This window comes from Paenibacillus sp. cl130 (assembly GCF_900116035.1).
GTDB classification, from domain to species: Bacteria; Bacillota; Bacilli; order Paenibacillales; family Paenibacillaceae; genus Paenibacillus; species Paenibacillus polymyxa_B.
Window position 1 is genome coordinate 183,229 of record NZ_FOYG01000009.1, and the last position, 14,809, is coordinate 198,037.

Sequence of the window (14,809 nt, forward strand, 5' to 3'; positions counted from 1 at the left end):
CAGCATGCTTTCTGATTATTCATTACATATGAATTTTACCAACTGCTAAGAACTCAATATTTTAATGCTATCATCGCACCAGCTAATTAAACTGCTAAACTGACTTTTACCATAGCTCATTGTGATCATCCAATATTTGTGATTATGGTCTTTATGCTCTACGTTGATAAGCCAACGTTCAAGTTCTTCAAAAATATGCAAGCTTTCCACTAGCTTTTCTTTATACTCCTGTATGTGCTTTATAATCGTTTCAGGCGAAGAATTCCCGCCAAAAAACACCCTCAACAGCAGCTCATTTTTTTTAAGCATCACCACATGCTCCATGGGCTGAGAAAGCCAGTCTGACAACGTCTGCCTTCCCTGATCGGTAATGCTGTAGAGTTTCTTGTCAGGCTTTCCTTTCTGTCGAATAACCTCGACTGCAATATCTTTTCGATCCAGTAGCTCTGCCAGGCTGGGATAGATCTGACCATAGTTCTCATTCCAAAAGTAACTAGTGCTTTGCTCCATATGTTGCTTTATATCATAACCGGTATGAGGACCCAGACTCAGAATGCCTAATACCGCAAACATTGTATTGGTTTTTCCTGACTGTCTCGCCATTATATATTGTGCCTCCTGTTACCTCTAGCAAATCTCCGTAGTATGTCATGCTTTCATTAGACTAGACATAATTATAGCCCATTTAAACTAGCTTCACATCTCTCTATATATTATTTAAATATATATTATTATAATAATTAGTGTTGACAGGGGTTTATCATCGTTTTATATTAACGATATCAACAAAATACCAATGAGCTTGCCAAGCTGAAGCCTTGGATACAGATATCATAAAGAATTCCAAGACATCGCTTGGTTAAATCTTAATAAGGAGATATCAGACCATGACCATGATCAGTGTAAATTATCCCGCAGGCCGCATAACGCTTGAACAGCGCCGTCTTTTGGCAGAAGGTTTGACGGATGCAGTTCTCGTTCCAGAGGTAGGTCAATATTGTCCGCCAGCAAGAGAAGGGTTTCAGGTCCATTTCAACGAACGTCCAATAGATTACATGGCAATTGGTGGGCAATTGCTGTCGGATCAGCCAGAACGTGATGTAATTACTGTCAATGTTCTGGTGATGGATGGTGACTGGCCTAACGACGTTCGCAAAAAAGTGCTTGAGAATATTCTTGGCAGTTTGACTAAAGTACTTGGTGTACCGGAACCATCCCCAACTTGGTGGGTATCCTTTCAGGTCATTGAAGAAGGCAGCTGGGGTTCTCGCGGCAGCGTGCTCTCCATTCTAGACCTGCTGGATTCAGGAGTCTTTACTGAGGAGAAAATTAAGGCTATCAAGCAAAATATTACACGGTAATGCGTGGAATTTGGCATTTCTAAAGATTGGAGGAACATTCATATCTTGTCGGCTAGAGGATACGGGAAACACCGGGAAATCTCCTGACGTGGTGGCTAAGGCAATTTACAAACCGGCAACTGACGTCTTAAACCTTCTGCGGTATCCAGTAGGAGAACCATCCAAAAGGTTATATCTTTAGCAGTAACAAGCTTATAACTTAGCACAGTGTAATATGTCCATATGTCCAAACGAAAGAACACCCATAAGGGTGTTCTTCATTTTTCCAAAGAAACATCCTGCAGTTTACGTAATCTTAATGGCTAGCCAAATCATGCTCCAAAGCTTGAAGAGAAAGGCTATCCCTCGTACTGCCTCCCTCTCCCGGTCTCATATCAAAAATACGATCGACAAATCGATTGACATCCAGCAGCATTGCTTTTCGTTCCTCCAAGGTTACACGCGGCACCGAGTAAAGAAGCTTAATCTCGGCATCCGAAAACTTGGCGAACCCAAACAAATTATCGTTAGCCGCGTAGAGCATATCTTTCTGACGTGATATGCGAATATAATCTTCTGAAGATCCTGTTGTAAAAATCGAGTAGGCTCTCTTGCCCTCAAGCCCATATACACCATCAGAAGAGCGTATGAGTCCTGTTGTGAACACTCTATCTATATATCCTTTAATAACAGCGGGAAATCCGCCCCACCATACCGGTGAAATAATAATCAAGGCATCTGCCCACAATAAATCCTCCTGTTCTTTTACTATCTCCTCTGGCAATGCGTTAGTGACCTTAGCCTCTAAATCCTTTAAGCCTACCATCGGATTAAATGACATTTGAATTAAATCTTTTACCTTAACATTCGCCCCTCGTACGTTTAAATGAGCGATCACTTGCTCCAAAATCGCTTTGTTAAAGCTCTTAGCATAAGGGTGACCGTATAAAATATTAATGTTCATCTTCTTCGCCCCCAGAATATTTTCAGATGGCTTGTCAAAGCTTTAATGCTAATGTAATGTTAAGCCAATGGTATCGAAACAACAAGTAGGCATATTTATAGTATATACTATCAAAAATCATACTAATTGATTTCATAGGACTTTCTGGAATACAAACGATAAGGAGATGGCACAAATGAGTGAAAATCTGAATTATTTTACAGATTGCCCCTTAACAAAGGTTCAGAAAATCATTGGCGGCAAATGGAAAATAGTGATTTTATGGTTTCTGTCCCGTGGTACCCGAAGATTCGGTGAAATTAAACGCGCCTTTCCTGATATCACACAAGCGATGTTAACCAAGCAGCTAAGAGAATTAGAAGAAGACGGGTTTGTGCATCGCGAAATATTCAGAGAAATCCCTCCCCGGGTTGAATACTCGCTAACAGCTCACGGAGCAAATTTCGTCCCCATATTGCGCAGTATGTATGATTGGGGGGAGGTTCATCTGGAGCACTCGAAAATTAGATTCGTTGAAAAATAGCGATTAAATATACATCCCTTCCTGCCTAGCGTGATCAGACTTTCATCCCTATGTTATAAGTCCATACCAAGTGCATAATGAAAACCCACTATGACCAATTTTGTCAAAGTGGGTTTAATCCTGTTGATATTCATCTTGTCATGTTTATATTCAGTCATGTACCGTTTTTCTAAACCTGGCAGTTCCCATCAACGTGGCTTCACCTTTTCCTCTGGAGGCAAAACAGCTGCCGTTTCGTTTACTGTTGTTTTCCAGTTAATGTTCTCACTTCAATAGGATGCAGATTCGCCTCAATTTGAGCCCGCTGCGGTTCATACCACTCTGGCAGCATTAATTTCTGCCCCAAAGATTCAGCAGGTTCATTATTAGCAAATCCCGGTGGATCTGTAGCAATTTCAAATAGTATGCCGCCCGCTTCTCTGAAATATATCGCATTAAAATATTGGCGGTCTATGATTGGAGTCGGCTGATAGCCATAATGCTGGACTGCGCTTCTCCATTCTTCATGTTGTTCGAAATCTTTTGCACGCCATGCAATGTGATGTACCGTGCCTGCTCCACCAAAGCCTAGACCCATTTTGGCGAGCGGAACATCTACGATGTTGCCGATTTCTCCTACGGACTGATAACGGGCATATTCGGCGTCTTCAGCGATTTTCGTAAATCCGAGTATGCTCTCCAATGCATCCATCGTTCTCTGTGGATTGACGCTAAATAGCACAGCACCTCCAAACCCCTTAATTGCTTTATCAGCCGAAATGCCACCGTAAGACCAAGTACTATTCGCTCCCGCTTCACGTTCAACAAGCTCAAGTCGTAAGCCCTCATTATCCTCGAATTGAAGATATTGTTCAGAAAAACGGCTCGTTTTCGTAACTTGAATATCAAAGCTTTCTAAACGATGCCGCCAAAAATCAAGTGAACCTGGTGGGACCACATACGAGGTTATGCCCACCTGGCCACCTCCGATTCGCCCTTTGGGAGTTCCTGGTGCAGGGAAAAATGTAATGATCGTTCCAGGACCTCCTGCCTCGTTACCAAAGTACAAGTGGTAAACCTCAGGAGCATCGAAGTTGATTGTTTTCTTCACTAACCGAAGTCCCAGGACGCCGGCATAGAAGTCGACATTTTCCTGCGGATTACCGGCAAAAGCTGTAATATGATGGATACCTGTAGTTTGCAGTGACATATGAAACCCTCCTTTAATCGTAGGAACCTTTATTTTTTGTTGTTGATGGCTTTTAATGACCTAAATATCATGTTTTATCTAAGTAATGCATCGATAGAATATGAACCTGCTCCTGTCAACGCAATACCAATTACGACTGCAATAAGAACTAGTGGATATTCATAGCCGTTAGCCGTTGCCCAGATCCCGTTTGGGCCATGTACTTTGAAAATCGCTCCGAGCATAGTCACCGTAATCAACAATGCAGCCAGTGGAGTGAGCAGTCCTAAAGCAAATAGAGCTCCTCCCAACAATTCCATCAACCCAGCAGACACTGCCATGAACACTCCGGGCTTAATGCCAATCGATTCCATCCAACCGCCCGTACCCTTTGGACCATAGCCACCAAACCAACCAAAAAGCTTCTGAGCTCCGTGCCCCACCAATAACAATCCAACCACCAAACGTATCAGTAACAATCCACTTGCCAACATAAAAATCACCCTCCATATTATATTTACTTAAAGATTATTAAATTAGAGATATTAGATAAAATTAAATTCATCGTTTAGCGATTTGAGCCTGTTCTTTTTTTAGTTTCTCAGGCGTAACATCGTCTCCATTCGGATCATAAATCGTAGCATTCAAGAGAAGGCTTTGTACAGAACCCCGAAAGATTTGAAGGTATTCTTTGCGAAGATCCGTTTGTTCCGTTTTTTCGATTTCAGTCAACCCAACTTCTTTTGCTTTTTTTGCAAGCTGATTAATTCTTTCTAAAATGGTGATCATGTGTATACCTCCCTATTCAAAATTTTCTGGTTGTTTTATCTTTAATTTATTTATCTTGATATAAAGATATAATACTTTTTTATCCGTGTCAATACTTTTTCGAAAGAAAAGACAAACTTATGCTGAATGGACTGGGGACTTTCCCTATAACGTGAGAAAAACTAAAACAATCGCAAGAGAGTGCAACCATATCGTTAGATATTGAGACAATCTTGAAGGTGTATTATTGCATAGGCAAGAAAGCCAAAACCCATCACATAATCTATGTCTGTATATTCTACATAGGTTGAAAGTTGAATTCATAAATGTAAAATTACTATATATATGGTGCTCAAGGAAACTGGAGGAGTAATTATGCCGAAATATGACTTTCATGAACTGTTAGAACCACTCGAATTTGAAAAGCTCGTTTGTGATGTCGTTCAAGTCAGGGAAGGCTTTTTTGTAGAAATGTACAAGGAAGGGCGTGATTCAGGCATTGATGGTTCCTATATAAATCAGGGCAAGAAGACTATTATTCAGGCAAAACGCTACAAAAATTTCAAACAACTTTTCAGTAGTTTAAAAAATTCCGAGCTACCAAAGGTGCGTAAGTTAAATCCTGACCGATATATTTTAGGGGTGTCATTTGATTTTCAGCCTGGCGAAAAAGAACAAATTATAGATTTGTTTGAAGAGTCTATTCAAGATAAGGATGATATTTTGAGCAGGACAGATATTAATCGGCTATTGGAAGAACCTAATTATCATTGGGTAGAGTGGGCACATCCTAAACTTTGGTCACCAAGCATTAATGTATTAGAAAAAATCCTTCTAAAGTCCATACACCGCTCATTATACAGAGAATCGGCTGAAGAGCTTAAAGAAGCAATAAAGGCATCTACTAAATTCGCCCCTACGCAAATCTATCGCGAAGCATTACAAAAATGGTCACGGAATCATGTAATTGTAATTTCTGGAGAACCAGGTGTCGGAAAGACCACGATAGCTTATCTAATGGCACTGGCATACTTGCAACCAGAGGATCTAGACGGATTTATATGGGGAAATTCTATTGAGGATATTTATAATATGCTAGAGGACGATAGGAAACAAGTCATTATTTTAGATGATTTCTGGGGAAGTATTTTTCATAATGAAAACACTAGTAGGAAAGATGAAAGTCGGCTTATTAAACTGATCCAACGTATAATAGACTATGGAGAGAACAAGCGTCTCATCTTAACAACAAGAGAATACATTCTTCGTCAAGGGCTTCAAAAACAACCTATGTTGAAGGGAACGTTAGAAAAATATGCTCTGATATGTACGATGGAGAAATATAGTAATGCTGAAAAGGCCAACATTTTATTTCAACATCTCTACGCCTCAAACCTAGAACATGAACATGTTACTTATCTTTTTCACAATTGTAGTCAAATAATAAACCATGATAATTATAACCCACGGGTACTTGCACTCTATCTAAATAAAGAACCCGATAAAGTGACTTCCGCAGAAGAGTGTTTTATTGAACTATGTGATTATTTCGATAACCCTGGTGCATTCTGGGAGGATATCTTTTTAGAACTTAGTCAAGAGGCACAGATTGTAGCTCTGCTTTTGCTAATTTCTTCAACACCCATGAATCTGGAAGATATGAAACGCTGCTATGCACAATATATAGCTACTCGTTCAAACCGGATGGGGATAAAGAAGCTAAGTGACAGTATCTCCGAACTTGAAAAAACAATGATTAAGTCCTTTTATAGTGATGAAGAAGACGAAATTTTATTGAAGTTCAATATGCCCTCTGTACAAGATTTTCTATATTATTATATTGAAGAAAATACTGAACAGTTTATTCCTGAGCTTATACAATGCTGTGCTTATTACAATCAACTTCAGTTTCTACTCGAACATTTCTCTAAGAGATCTAGCAAACAAATTACGGAAATGCTAGAGCAACAATGTATATTACATTATGTAGATTATCCTTATTGTTATACCGAACCTGATGGCAGTTGGAATTGGGAATCTGATGGATTAGATGATTTACCTAATGGGGAAGAAGAACTTCATAGGTTCTTTCAAATGCTCCATTATTGTGATCCTCATTTCCATCCCACACTCTTTAATTTTTTGAAAAGTGAAATTAATAATTATTGTTTAACTATGGGGCATGGAAATATAGAAGCGCAGTATATGGATCTTCATAACTTACCTGATATTATATTTCGATGCATAAAAAAAGGAATGCATTTCAATGGCAGAAATATTATAAATCAATTTTACCAAGAAGCATTTAGTGTGTATCATTACATGGCTATGGAAAAATTTCAGGAAGTGTTTCCAGATGAGTATAGCATTTACCATGAGAATTATTCCCCAAAAATAAAAAAAGAATTAAAAGCTATCTTGTTGACCGAAATAGAATTACTTGATGATTTATGTATGGAAATTGAACTTGATATGCTTGTTGATAATATTCCAGAAATACTCAATCATTTTGGCCTTCGATACACCAATCAATTTGGAGAAAAGATAGCCTCTTTATGCGGCCGAAAGCCGATATTAGTGCAAGAAGAAAGTATAGTTAAAACTGACAACAATATATATATAGATGAAGAAGAACAATCATTAGAAATTGTAAAAGAAGATGCAGAAAATTGGCTTTTCGGTCCAAATGAAATCCCCCTCGATGATGAGCAGATTTCAGAATTTATAACTGAGAGCGATCTTCAACCCTCTCTAAAAAAAGAACTACGAAAAATACTTAAAAACAATCGCCATCACTATATTCATGACTATTTACACACAAGGGAATCAATTACACTGTCTCTCGCAGCATTGCATGAACTTGGGAATCTTCCTGATGTGGAAAGCAGTTTATGTATAATAGTAATTCAACATTTACTCCAACAAAACACAAATTCAGTAATTATTAACCTAATCGGTTTCTGTGCTGAAACTTTTGGTTCATTCATGTATTTAGATGAACCCGTGATCCGTGCCTCGGAATTTTTATCAAGCGATATATACAATCACTATTTGAAAAACGATCCTATTCTTTGCAAGATTGTCTTTGGAAATCTTGTCCTCCAAGATTCACAATGGGTCCGTTTCCTTCACATTCCTATTTACACTTTCTGTTATGCTTTTACAACATGCATGGAGTACAGGAATGAAGAAGATTCCGGTGGAGAATCCCGTCAAGAGTTCTGGAAAGAGGTGTGGGGTAATAATTTTGACAAATTAAAACGTACAATTAAATACAATAAAGGAACTCAGAATAGTATTTATTATGCTGAATTCGGAATCTACTATTTTAAAAATTATGATTGGGAGGGGCGCATGTACAGAATGTATCAAGAATTAGACCCCTTCCAATTTAATCGACTATATGTTAGCCCCAAAATTGAAGGTTACTTAAATCAACTTAATTATGAAAGTGAAGAAAGCAGAGTGAAAAATCATCTTGATCTCTGTAAATACGAATTTTATTATGATGATTCCGGAACTCCCCATTCTTCGACTGCTTTCATTTCTGATGAGTTATCGATGTTTGAGCATCTAAATCTTACTAAAAATTTGGACCCATATCCTAAACAACTAAGCAAAAGTAAGTTTAAGGAATTGAAGAATAATAGCGATATTTGCAATAAGCATAACGAAAATTGGTCAGTTGCAGTCTATAAAATCAAGGACGTTGAACTGTTGAAAGAGATCGGAGCCTACGAAGAAACATTAGGTTTAATACAGGAGTTAGAGAAAGTTCATGTTAAATTTTGTTCTGGGGATTATTCATCGATTCTATGATACGGTACAGATGAATTTATTTATTTTCTTTAGTAGAGCGCTACCCCAATACTTGAGCATTGAATTAATCCAGCATAGCTTCAACATCAGTTGGGAAAAAAAAGCGACCAATTATGGTCGCTTTTTTCATAATACATAATGGAGGCGAGGGGAGTCGAACCCCTGTCCGAAGATAACGACACATAAGCTTCTACGGGTGTAGTGACAGTTTTGATGTCACCCTAGAAACTCCCTGTCACCGGATTCCCTTCGGGTCAGCCTGATTATCTTCTTCAGCTCACCCCAGGCGGAGATGAGACAGCGTATTCCACTATTTGTTAGCCCCTATCCCAGTCACATGGACGATGCTGGGTAGAAGCACGCACACAGTTTCTTAGGCTGCGAAAGCGTAGTTGTTTTGTTGTTTGCCGTTTAATAGGCTTTAGCGTTGATGAAGCGGACGCGTCCCCACTACCCGCTACCCATGCTCGAACTATCCCCGTCGAATCCATAAACGCCCCCTTATTATAAAAGGGCTCCACGGATAAATCCGGAAATACCGGAGCATAAGCATGCATAATATCAAAAGCTGAATTCTAAGATTCAACACTCGAACAAAGTTAAAAGCTTTAAAACTGACTACTTCGTTAGTATAGCATATTACAGGTCATTACGAAACGAAATGAAGCCATTTAAGCCTTATAAAATAGCACCATTACAGGAACAAGTAACTTCTCCACGTAATTTGTACCATACAATAATACAGCAACTTATCTCGCAATTTTCTGTTTCTCACGCAAAGCGCGCTGGATATCACGCTGTGCATCACGTTTAGCGGCAGCATCACGTTTATCATACTGCTTTTTACCTCTACCCAGTCCGAGCAAAAGCTTGGCATAACCATTGCGAACATAAATCTTTAACGGAACAATCGTGTAGCCTTCCTGTTTGGACAATCCGATAAGTTTGCGAATCTGCTCTTTATGCAACAGCAGCTTACGCGTACGCGTCGGATCAGTAGGATTATTACGATTGCCTTGCTCAAAAGGACTGATATGCATATTGTGAATATGAATTTCGCCATTACGGATCGTAGCAAATGCATCACTTATATTAGAACGACCATTCCGTAGAGACTTAATTTCTGTTCCCGTTAGCACCATGCCCGCCTCGTAAGTGTCCTCAATAAAATAGTCATGGGAAGCTTTTTTGTTCTGGGCGAGCACTTTCCCGTCTGCCTTCTTACCCATGAATACCACTCCTTATGAATAACGTAATTCACTCTTGAAATCCAGGCATCAAAATCCGGCTACAAAGAGCCACCTAGAAATATATTGTAACAAATTTCAGATGGTAAAAGCAAGAAAGGTCAAGCCTTCTACATTTCTAACTGCACTTATATCACACTTAAAACCAAGCGGCTTCCATCCAATACAGCAGACAGAAACCGCACGTATACCTATGCTTCAAATCAGCTTCATACACTGCAATGAAAGCTCCAGCCTTCAAAGTAAGTAAGCTCTAGCTACCTACTTCTTCTTTTTCCGCACAAAGCCCGCGGTGCTATTGCCGCCACTTCCGCCCTTATTCTTCCGCTTGCGACGTGCTGCGCCTTCACCGTTTGGTCTGGCATCACTACCTGGTGTAGCTGCTCCGCCGATGAAAATACCGCTGGCAGACGTCTTCTTCCGTCGCTTGCTTGCCCCGGATGCTGGCGAGTTATACCCGCCCTTGCCACTGCCAAAGCCGAAGCTGCTAGCTGAGCCGGCTCCAGCTCCGTTTCCACCGCCGCGCCCTGAACGACCTGCGGTGCTAATACCTCCGCCACCTACGCCTGAACCGGCTTCTTTAGGCTTCCCGGCAGCATCACGACCGCCTTTACGCTCCCTGCCAGCCTTGTCTTTACCACCCTTACGTTCGCGCCCTTCATGGGGTTTGCCTTTACCTCGGCCCTCACCGCCACGCGCAAAACCTCCGCCCTGTCCTGAACCGCCCGTCCGTTCACGGCGTTGCCGTTGCTTCATATCGACAAGTTCAAAGTCAATTGTGTAATCTTCCATGTTCACACGCGCGACGCGAACCTTAACCTCATCCCCAATGCGGAACACCTTGGAGGTGCGTTCGCCAATCAAAGCCATATGCTGCTCGTCAAAGTGGTAATAGTCGTCCGTAAGCGCACTCAGACGCGTCAGACCCTCCACTGTATTGTCCAGCTCAATGAACATCCCAAAGCTGGTTACACTGCTGATGATGCCTTCGAACTCCTCGCCGACCTTGTCCAGCATGTATTCAGCCTTTTTCATCTGCTCTGTATCACGTTCTGCATCCACAGCCACACGTTCACGCTCGGAAGATTGCTGCGCAATATCAGGCATACGTGCAGTCAAATATTCCTGACGCTCGGCTGTTAAAGCCCCGCCGTTCTCCAATACCTCACGAATGACACGGTGAATCACCAAGTCAGGGTAACGACGAATCGGCGATGTAAAATGAGAGTAATACTCCGCTGCTAGCCCAAAATGTCCTGTCGTTTCCGCATCATACTTTGCCTGCTTCATCGAACGCAGCATCATCGTGCTAAGCACGGTTTGCTCCTTCGTACCCTGAATATCTTCCAGCAACGTTTGCAGTGCACGCGGATGAATGGAATTTCCTCTACCTTTGATCTGATGCCCAAAATTAGCCGCGAAAGCCATAAAGTTTTGCAGCTTCTCCGGATCTGGGTCCTCATGAATCCGGTACAAGAAAGGTACTTTGAGCCAATGGAAATGTTCGGCTACCGTTTCATTGGCCGCCAACATAAACTCTTCAATAATTTGTTCAGCTATCGTACGTTCTCTCTTCACAATATCTACAGCTTTTCCTTCATTATCCACAATCACTTTAGCTTCATCAAAGTCAAAATCAACCGCACCTCGGCGCATTCGATTAGCACGCAGCTTCAATGCCAATTCCTTCATCGTGCCGAATACATCAACGAGATCCTTGTACCGTTCCATCAGTTCAGCATCTTCCTCTTCGAGGATTTTGCGAACGTTAGTGTACGTCATCCGTTCCTTCGTTTTAATCACACTGGTGAAAATATCATGCTTTACAACCTTCATATGCTCATTGAATTCCATCTCACAGGATAAAGTCAGTCGATCCACCTGTGGATTCAAAGAACATATTCCGTTCGAAAGTCGATGTGGAAGCATAGGAATGACACGGTCAACCAAATACACGCTACAACCGCGGTTATATGCCTCCTGATCCAGCTTAGAGTTCTCACGCACATAATACCCTACGTCGGCAATATGAACGCCCAGACGGTAGTTCCCGTTCGGCAAGCGCTCTACATTTACAGCATCATCCAGGTCTTTAGCATCCTCACCATCAATGGTAACAATGATCTTATCACGCAAATCGCGCCGTCCCTGACGTACAATCTCTTCTTCCGTAATCGCGTCGGGAGCATTCTCCGCTTCCTCTGTAACTTCATCTGGAAAAGCTTCCGGAAGCTGATGCTTGCGAATAACTGACAAAATGTCGACGCCCGGATCATCCTTATGACCCAAAACTTCCAACACTTCGCCTTCCGCCGCTGCTCGTCCTTCTGGATAGCTCACAATACGCACAACGACCTTTTGACCGTTTACGGCTCCATTGAAGCTTGTTTTTGGAATGAAAATATCCCGGTTAATACGCTTATCATCCGGCAGAACGAAACCATATGCTTCGTGGCTCTGAAACACGCCTACTACTTGAAGCACTGCACGCTTCACGATCCGTACAACTTCACCTTCTAATCGACCGCCCGCAGGTCCCTTCGAGGACACTCTTACCAGTACCGTATCTCCATTCATCGCACTTTTTAAGTCGTTCGCATGAATATATACATCCGGGTGCTCCCGGTCCTCTGGAATCAGAAAGGCAAATCCCTTGGCATGAGCCTGCAAACGCCCACGCTGCAAATCCATCCGTTCCGGCACGCCATAACGGTTTGTGCTGGTCAGCAGGATTTTCCCCTCTTCCTCCAAGGAATTCAAGAGCTTAAGAAATTCACGGAAATCCTCCGCATCCTTAATATCAAAGTGCTGCTCCAGCTCCTGGTAAGTCATGGGTTTGTATGCAGTCTCGCGCATAAAATCGAGTAGTTGTTGCTCTGTTATCATAATATTGTCCACCTCGGGTGACCTTTAATTTTCAGTAATAAATCCGCATGTCCTTGTTCCTGATACAAGGCTCTTAATATACTCATACCCTAGTATACACGAATTTAATCGACGGCATCCCTGCCTGTCCAAAATCTAAAAAAAGCCCCCGTTTCCCGCGAAACGAAGGCTTAAGGTACATATTTATCTTATTTTGCAAAAAATGCAACTAAAACAGAAACGATCATAAAACCCGCACCCAAAACAGCAGTTGCACGTTGTAAAATCAAATCCATACCGCGAGCTTTTGTTTTGCCGAACAGATGCTCAGCACCGCCAGAGATGGCACCGGACAAACCTGCGCTTTTCCCCTTTTGCAGTAAAACAACCGCAATAACAGCAATCGAGAACACAACGAGCAGCACTTTCAAAAAGATTTCCATGAAAAATCCCACCTCCTGAGCTTATACATCTGTTTTGCAAAACAACACAGCCTCTTTTATGAAAACATGTACATATCATGTTATAAATAGCCGGAAATTAACGCAAAACACTATTTTTATTCTACCACAGCTTCCAGTAGATAACAACAGTTATACAAGTCACTCAGCCATTAAGCCTTTGCAAAGTTATGTATTCTCATACACATCCATAATAACAAAAAAACAGACCTGCCCGCGGTGGCGAGTAGGTCTGTTTTTTAATGCGTAAAAGCTTTGAGCGTTGAGACTTCGTGATCATGAACCATGAGTCAGAGGCGCCATCAGCATTTTTGCGCAATATTATTTTTTCAGGTTGTAGAAAGATTTCAGGCCGTGGTATTGAGCCAGTTCACCCAGTTGATCCTCAATGCGGAGCAATTGGTTGTACTTCGCAATACGGTCAGTACGGGAAGGAGCACCTGTTTTAATTTGGCCTGCATTTGTTGCAACAGCGATATCAGCGATTGTGCTGTCTTCGGATTCACCGGAACGGTGAGAGATAACAGCTGTGTATCCTGCGCGTTTAGCCAATTCGATAGCATCGAAAGTTTCAGTCAGCGTACCGATTTGGTTTACTTTGATCAGGATGGAGTTACCGATGTTTTCATCGATACCTTTAGCCAGACGCTCTGTGTTTGTTACGAACAGGTCGTCACCAACCAATTGGATTTTGTTGCCCAATTTTTCAGTGAGCAATTTCCAACCTTCCCAGTCATCTTCGGAGCAACCATCTTCAATAGTGATGATTGGGTATTTATCAACCCAAGAAGCAAGCAGGTCAACGAACTCAGCAGAAGTGAAGGATTTGCCTTCGCCTTCCAGAGTGTATTTTCCATCTTTGAAGAACTCAGTGGAGGCAACGTCCATACCGAGGAATACGTCAACACCTGGTTTGTAACCAGCTTTTTCGATCGCTTCGATAATAGTGGACAGAGCTTCTTCGTTAGATTTGAAGTTAGGAGCAAAACCACCTTCATCACCAACAGCTGTGTTCAAACCTTTGGAGTTCAGTACGGATTTCAGGTTGTGGAAGATTTCTGCGCCTACACGCAGAGCTTCTTTGAATGTAGGAGCGCCTACAGGCAGAACCATGAACTCTTGTACGTCAACGTTATTGTCGGCATGAGCGCCACCGTTAACGATGTTCATCATTGGCACTGGCAATTGTTTAGCATTGAATCCGCCCAGGTAAGTGTACAGTGGCAAGCCCAGAGCTTCAGCAGCAGCGCGAGCTACAGCCATGGATACAGCCAGAATTGCGTTTGCACCCAATTTACCTTTGTTATGTGTACCATCCAATTTGATCATCAGCGTGTCGATTTCTACTTGGTTCACAGCATCCAAGCCGATTACTTCAGGAGCAATAATTTCGTTCACGTTTTTAACAGCTTGCAGAACGCCTTTACCCAGGTAACGGGATTTATCGTTATCACGAAGCTCTACAGCTTCGTGAGCGCCTGTGGAGGCACCGGAAGGAACGATAGCACTACCGATAGCACCGGATTCCAGATATACTTCAACTTCAACCGTTGGGTTACCACGGGAGTCGAGGACTTCGCGAGCGTACACGTCAGAAATAATAGTCATTTGTACTTAATCTCCTTTGTGAATCATGATTTATTGGTCAAGCCTA

At 41.8% G+C, this 14,809-nt stretch carries 12 protein-coding genes and 1 other RNA gene; 3 read left to right on the plus strand and 10 right to left on the minus strand.

Annotated features, from left to right (window positions below):
* Window positions 1-45: 45 nt before the first annotated feature.
* Entirely contained in the window at window positions 46-603 is a 558-nt protein-coding gene (locus BM358_RS22085) for a PadR family transcriptional regulator (RefSeq protein WP_023986500.1), read from the minus strand.
* Between the two features lie 284 nt (window positions 604-887).
* Here BM358_RS22085 and BM358_RS22090 point away from each other — a divergent pair, with 284 nt between their 5' ends.
* On the plus strand, window positions 888-1,361 hold the full coding sequence (locus BM358_RS22090; protein WP_023986499.1) for a tautomerase family protein: 474 nt from the start codon (window positions 888-890) through the stop codon (window positions 1,359-1,361).
* 295 nt (window positions 1,362-1,656) lie between these two features.
* Here the strand turns inward: BM358_RS22090 and BM358_RS22095 are convergent, their stop codons facing one another.
* On the minus strand, window positions 1,657-2,304 hold the full coding sequence (locus BM358_RS22095) for an NAD(P)H-dependent oxidoreductase (protein ID WP_049828444.1): 648 nt from the start codon (window positions 2,302-2,304) through the stop codon (window positions 1,657-1,659).
* A gap of 175 nt (window positions 2,305-2,479) precedes the next feature.
* Between BM358_RS22095 and BM358_RS22100 the strand changes: the two genes are divergently transcribed.
* On the plus strand, window positions 2,480-2,827 hold the full coding sequence (locus tag BM358_RS22100; RefSeq protein WP_028541882.1) for a winged helix-turn-helix transcriptional regulator: 348 nt from the start codon (window positions 2,480-2,482) through the stop codon (window positions 2,825-2,827).
* Window positions 2,828-3,065: 238 nt separating this feature from the next.
* Here the strand turns inward: BM358_RS22100 and BM358_RS22105 are convergent, their stop codons facing one another.
* The 3 genes from BM358_RS22105 to BM358_RS22115 form a co-directional block, all read right to left on the minus strand.
* On the minus strand, window positions 3,066-4,016 hold the full coding sequence (locus BM358_RS22105; RefSeq protein WP_028541881.1) for a ring-cleaving dioxygenase: 951 nt from the start codon (window positions 4,014-4,016) through the stop codon (window positions 3,066-3,068).
* Between the two features lie 74 nt (window positions 4,017-4,090).
* Window positions 4,091-4,489 (minus strand): DoxX family protein, encoded by a 399-nt coding sequence (locus tag BM358_RS22110; RefSeq protein WP_028541880.1) that lies wholly within the window; start codon window positions 4,487-4,489, stop codon window positions 4,091-4,093.
* A 67-nt stretch (window positions 4,490-4,556) separates the two neighbouring features.
* The gene (locus BM358_RS22115; RefSeq protein ID WP_028541879.1) at window positions 4,557-4,784 is read right to left on the minus strand and encodes a DUF896 domain-containing protein; all 228 of its coding nucleotides are present in this window, start codon (window positions 4,782-4,784) and stop codon (window positions 4,557-4,559) included.
* Window positions 4,785-5,138: 354 nt separating this feature from the next.
* Here BM358_RS22115 and BM358_RS22120 point away from each other — a divergent pair, with 354 nt between their 5' ends.
* On the plus strand, window positions 5,139-8,582 hold the full coding sequence (locus BM358_RS22120; RefSeq protein ID WP_028541878.1) for an nSTAND3 domain-containing NTPase: 3,444 nt from the start codon (window positions 5,139-5,141) through the stop codon (window positions 8,580-8,582).
* A gap of 136 nt (window positions 8,583-8,718) precedes the next feature.
* Here BM358_RS22120 and ssrA read toward each other — a convergent pair.
* The 5 genes from ssrA to eno all read right to left on the minus strand — a co-directional run bounded on the left by ssrA (window position 8,719) and on the right by eno (window position 14,763).
* Window positions 8,719-9,083, minus strand: a transfer-messenger RNA (tmRNA) gene (gene ssrA, locus BM358_RS22125).
* Between the two features lie 248 nt (window positions 9,084-9,331).
* Entirely contained in the window at window positions 9,332-9,811 is a 480-nt protein-coding gene (gene smpB / locus BM358_RS22130) for an SsrA-binding protein SmpB (protein ID WP_013308270.1), read from the minus strand.
* Window positions 9,812-10,090: 279 nt separating this feature from the next.
* Window positions 10,091-12,715: a ribonuclease R gene (rnr, locus tag BM358_RS22135; protein ID WP_028541877.1), complete on the minus strand. Its 2,625-nt coding sequence runs from the start codon at window positions 12,713-12,715 to the stop codon at window positions 10,091-10,093.
* A gap of 188 nt (window positions 12,716-12,903) precedes the next feature.
* The gene (secG, locus tag BM358_RS22140; protein ID WP_013308268.1) at window positions 12,904-13,137 is read right to left on the minus strand and encodes a preprotein translocase subunit SecG; all 234 of its coding nucleotides are present in this window, start codon (window positions 13,135-13,137) and stop codon (window positions 12,904-12,906) included.
* Between the two features lie 339 nt (window positions 13,138-13,476).
* The gene (gene eno, locus BM358_RS22145) at window positions 13,477-14,763 is read right to left on the minus strand and encodes a phosphopyruvate hydratase (protein WP_013308266.1); all 1,287 of its coding nucleotides are present in this window, start codon (window positions 14,761-14,763) and stop codon (window positions 13,477-13,479) included.
* Window positions 14,764-14,809: the final 46 nt, after the last annotated feature.

What these genes read in the sequence shown, in the direction of transcription:
- BM358_RS22105 (WP_028541881.1), bottom strand. Translation starts at nt 4,016, where the DNA reads ATGTCACTGCAAACTACAGGTATCCATCATATTACAGCTTTTGCCGGT.
- secG (WP_013308268.1), bottom strand. Translation starts at nt 13,137, where the DNA reads ATGGAAATCTTTTTGAAAGTGCTGCTCGTTGTGTTCTCGATTGCTGTT.
- eno (WP_013308266.1), bottom strand. Translation starts at nt 14,763, where the DNA reads ATGACTATTATTTCTGACGTGTACGCTCGCGAAGTCCTCGACTCCCGT.
- rnr (WP_028541877.1), bottom strand. Translation starts at nt 12,715, where the DNA reads ATGATAACAGAGCAACAACTACTCGATTTTATGCGCGAGACTGCATAC.
- BM358_RS22110 (WP_028541880.1), bottom strand. Translation starts at nt 4,489, where the DNA reads ATGTTGGCAAGTGGATTGTTACTGATACGTTTGGTGGTTGGATTGTTA.
- smpB (WP_013308270.1), bottom strand. Translation starts at nt 9,811, where the DNA reads ATGGGTAAGAAGGCAGACGGGAAAGTGCTCGCCCAGAACAAAAAAGCT.
- BM358_RS22115 (WP_028541879.1), bottom strand. Translation starts at nt 4,784, where the DNA reads ATGATCACCATTTTAGAAAGAATTAATCAGCTTGCAAAAAAAGCAAAA.
- BM358_RS22090 (WP_023986499.1), top strand. Translation starts at nt 888, where the DNA reads ATGACCATGATCAGTGTAAATTATCCCGCAGGCCGCATAACGCTTGAA.
- BM358_RS22085 (WP_023986500.1), bottom strand. Translation starts at nt 603, where the DNA reads ATGGCGAGACAGTCAGGAAAAACCAATACAATGTTTGCGGTATTAGGC.
- BM358_RS22100 (WP_028541882.1), top strand. Translation starts at nt 2,480, where the DNA reads ATGAGTGAAAATCTGAATTATTTTACAGATTGCCCCTTAACAAAGGTT.
- BM358_RS22120 (WP_028541878.1), top strand. Translation starts at nt 5,139, where the DNA reads ATGCCGAAATATGACTTTCATGAACTGTTAGAACCACTCGAATTTGAA.
- BM358_RS22095 (WP_049828444.1), bottom strand. Translation starts at nt 2,304, where the DNA reads ATGAACATTAATATTTTATACGGTCACCCTTATGCTAAGAGCTTTAAC.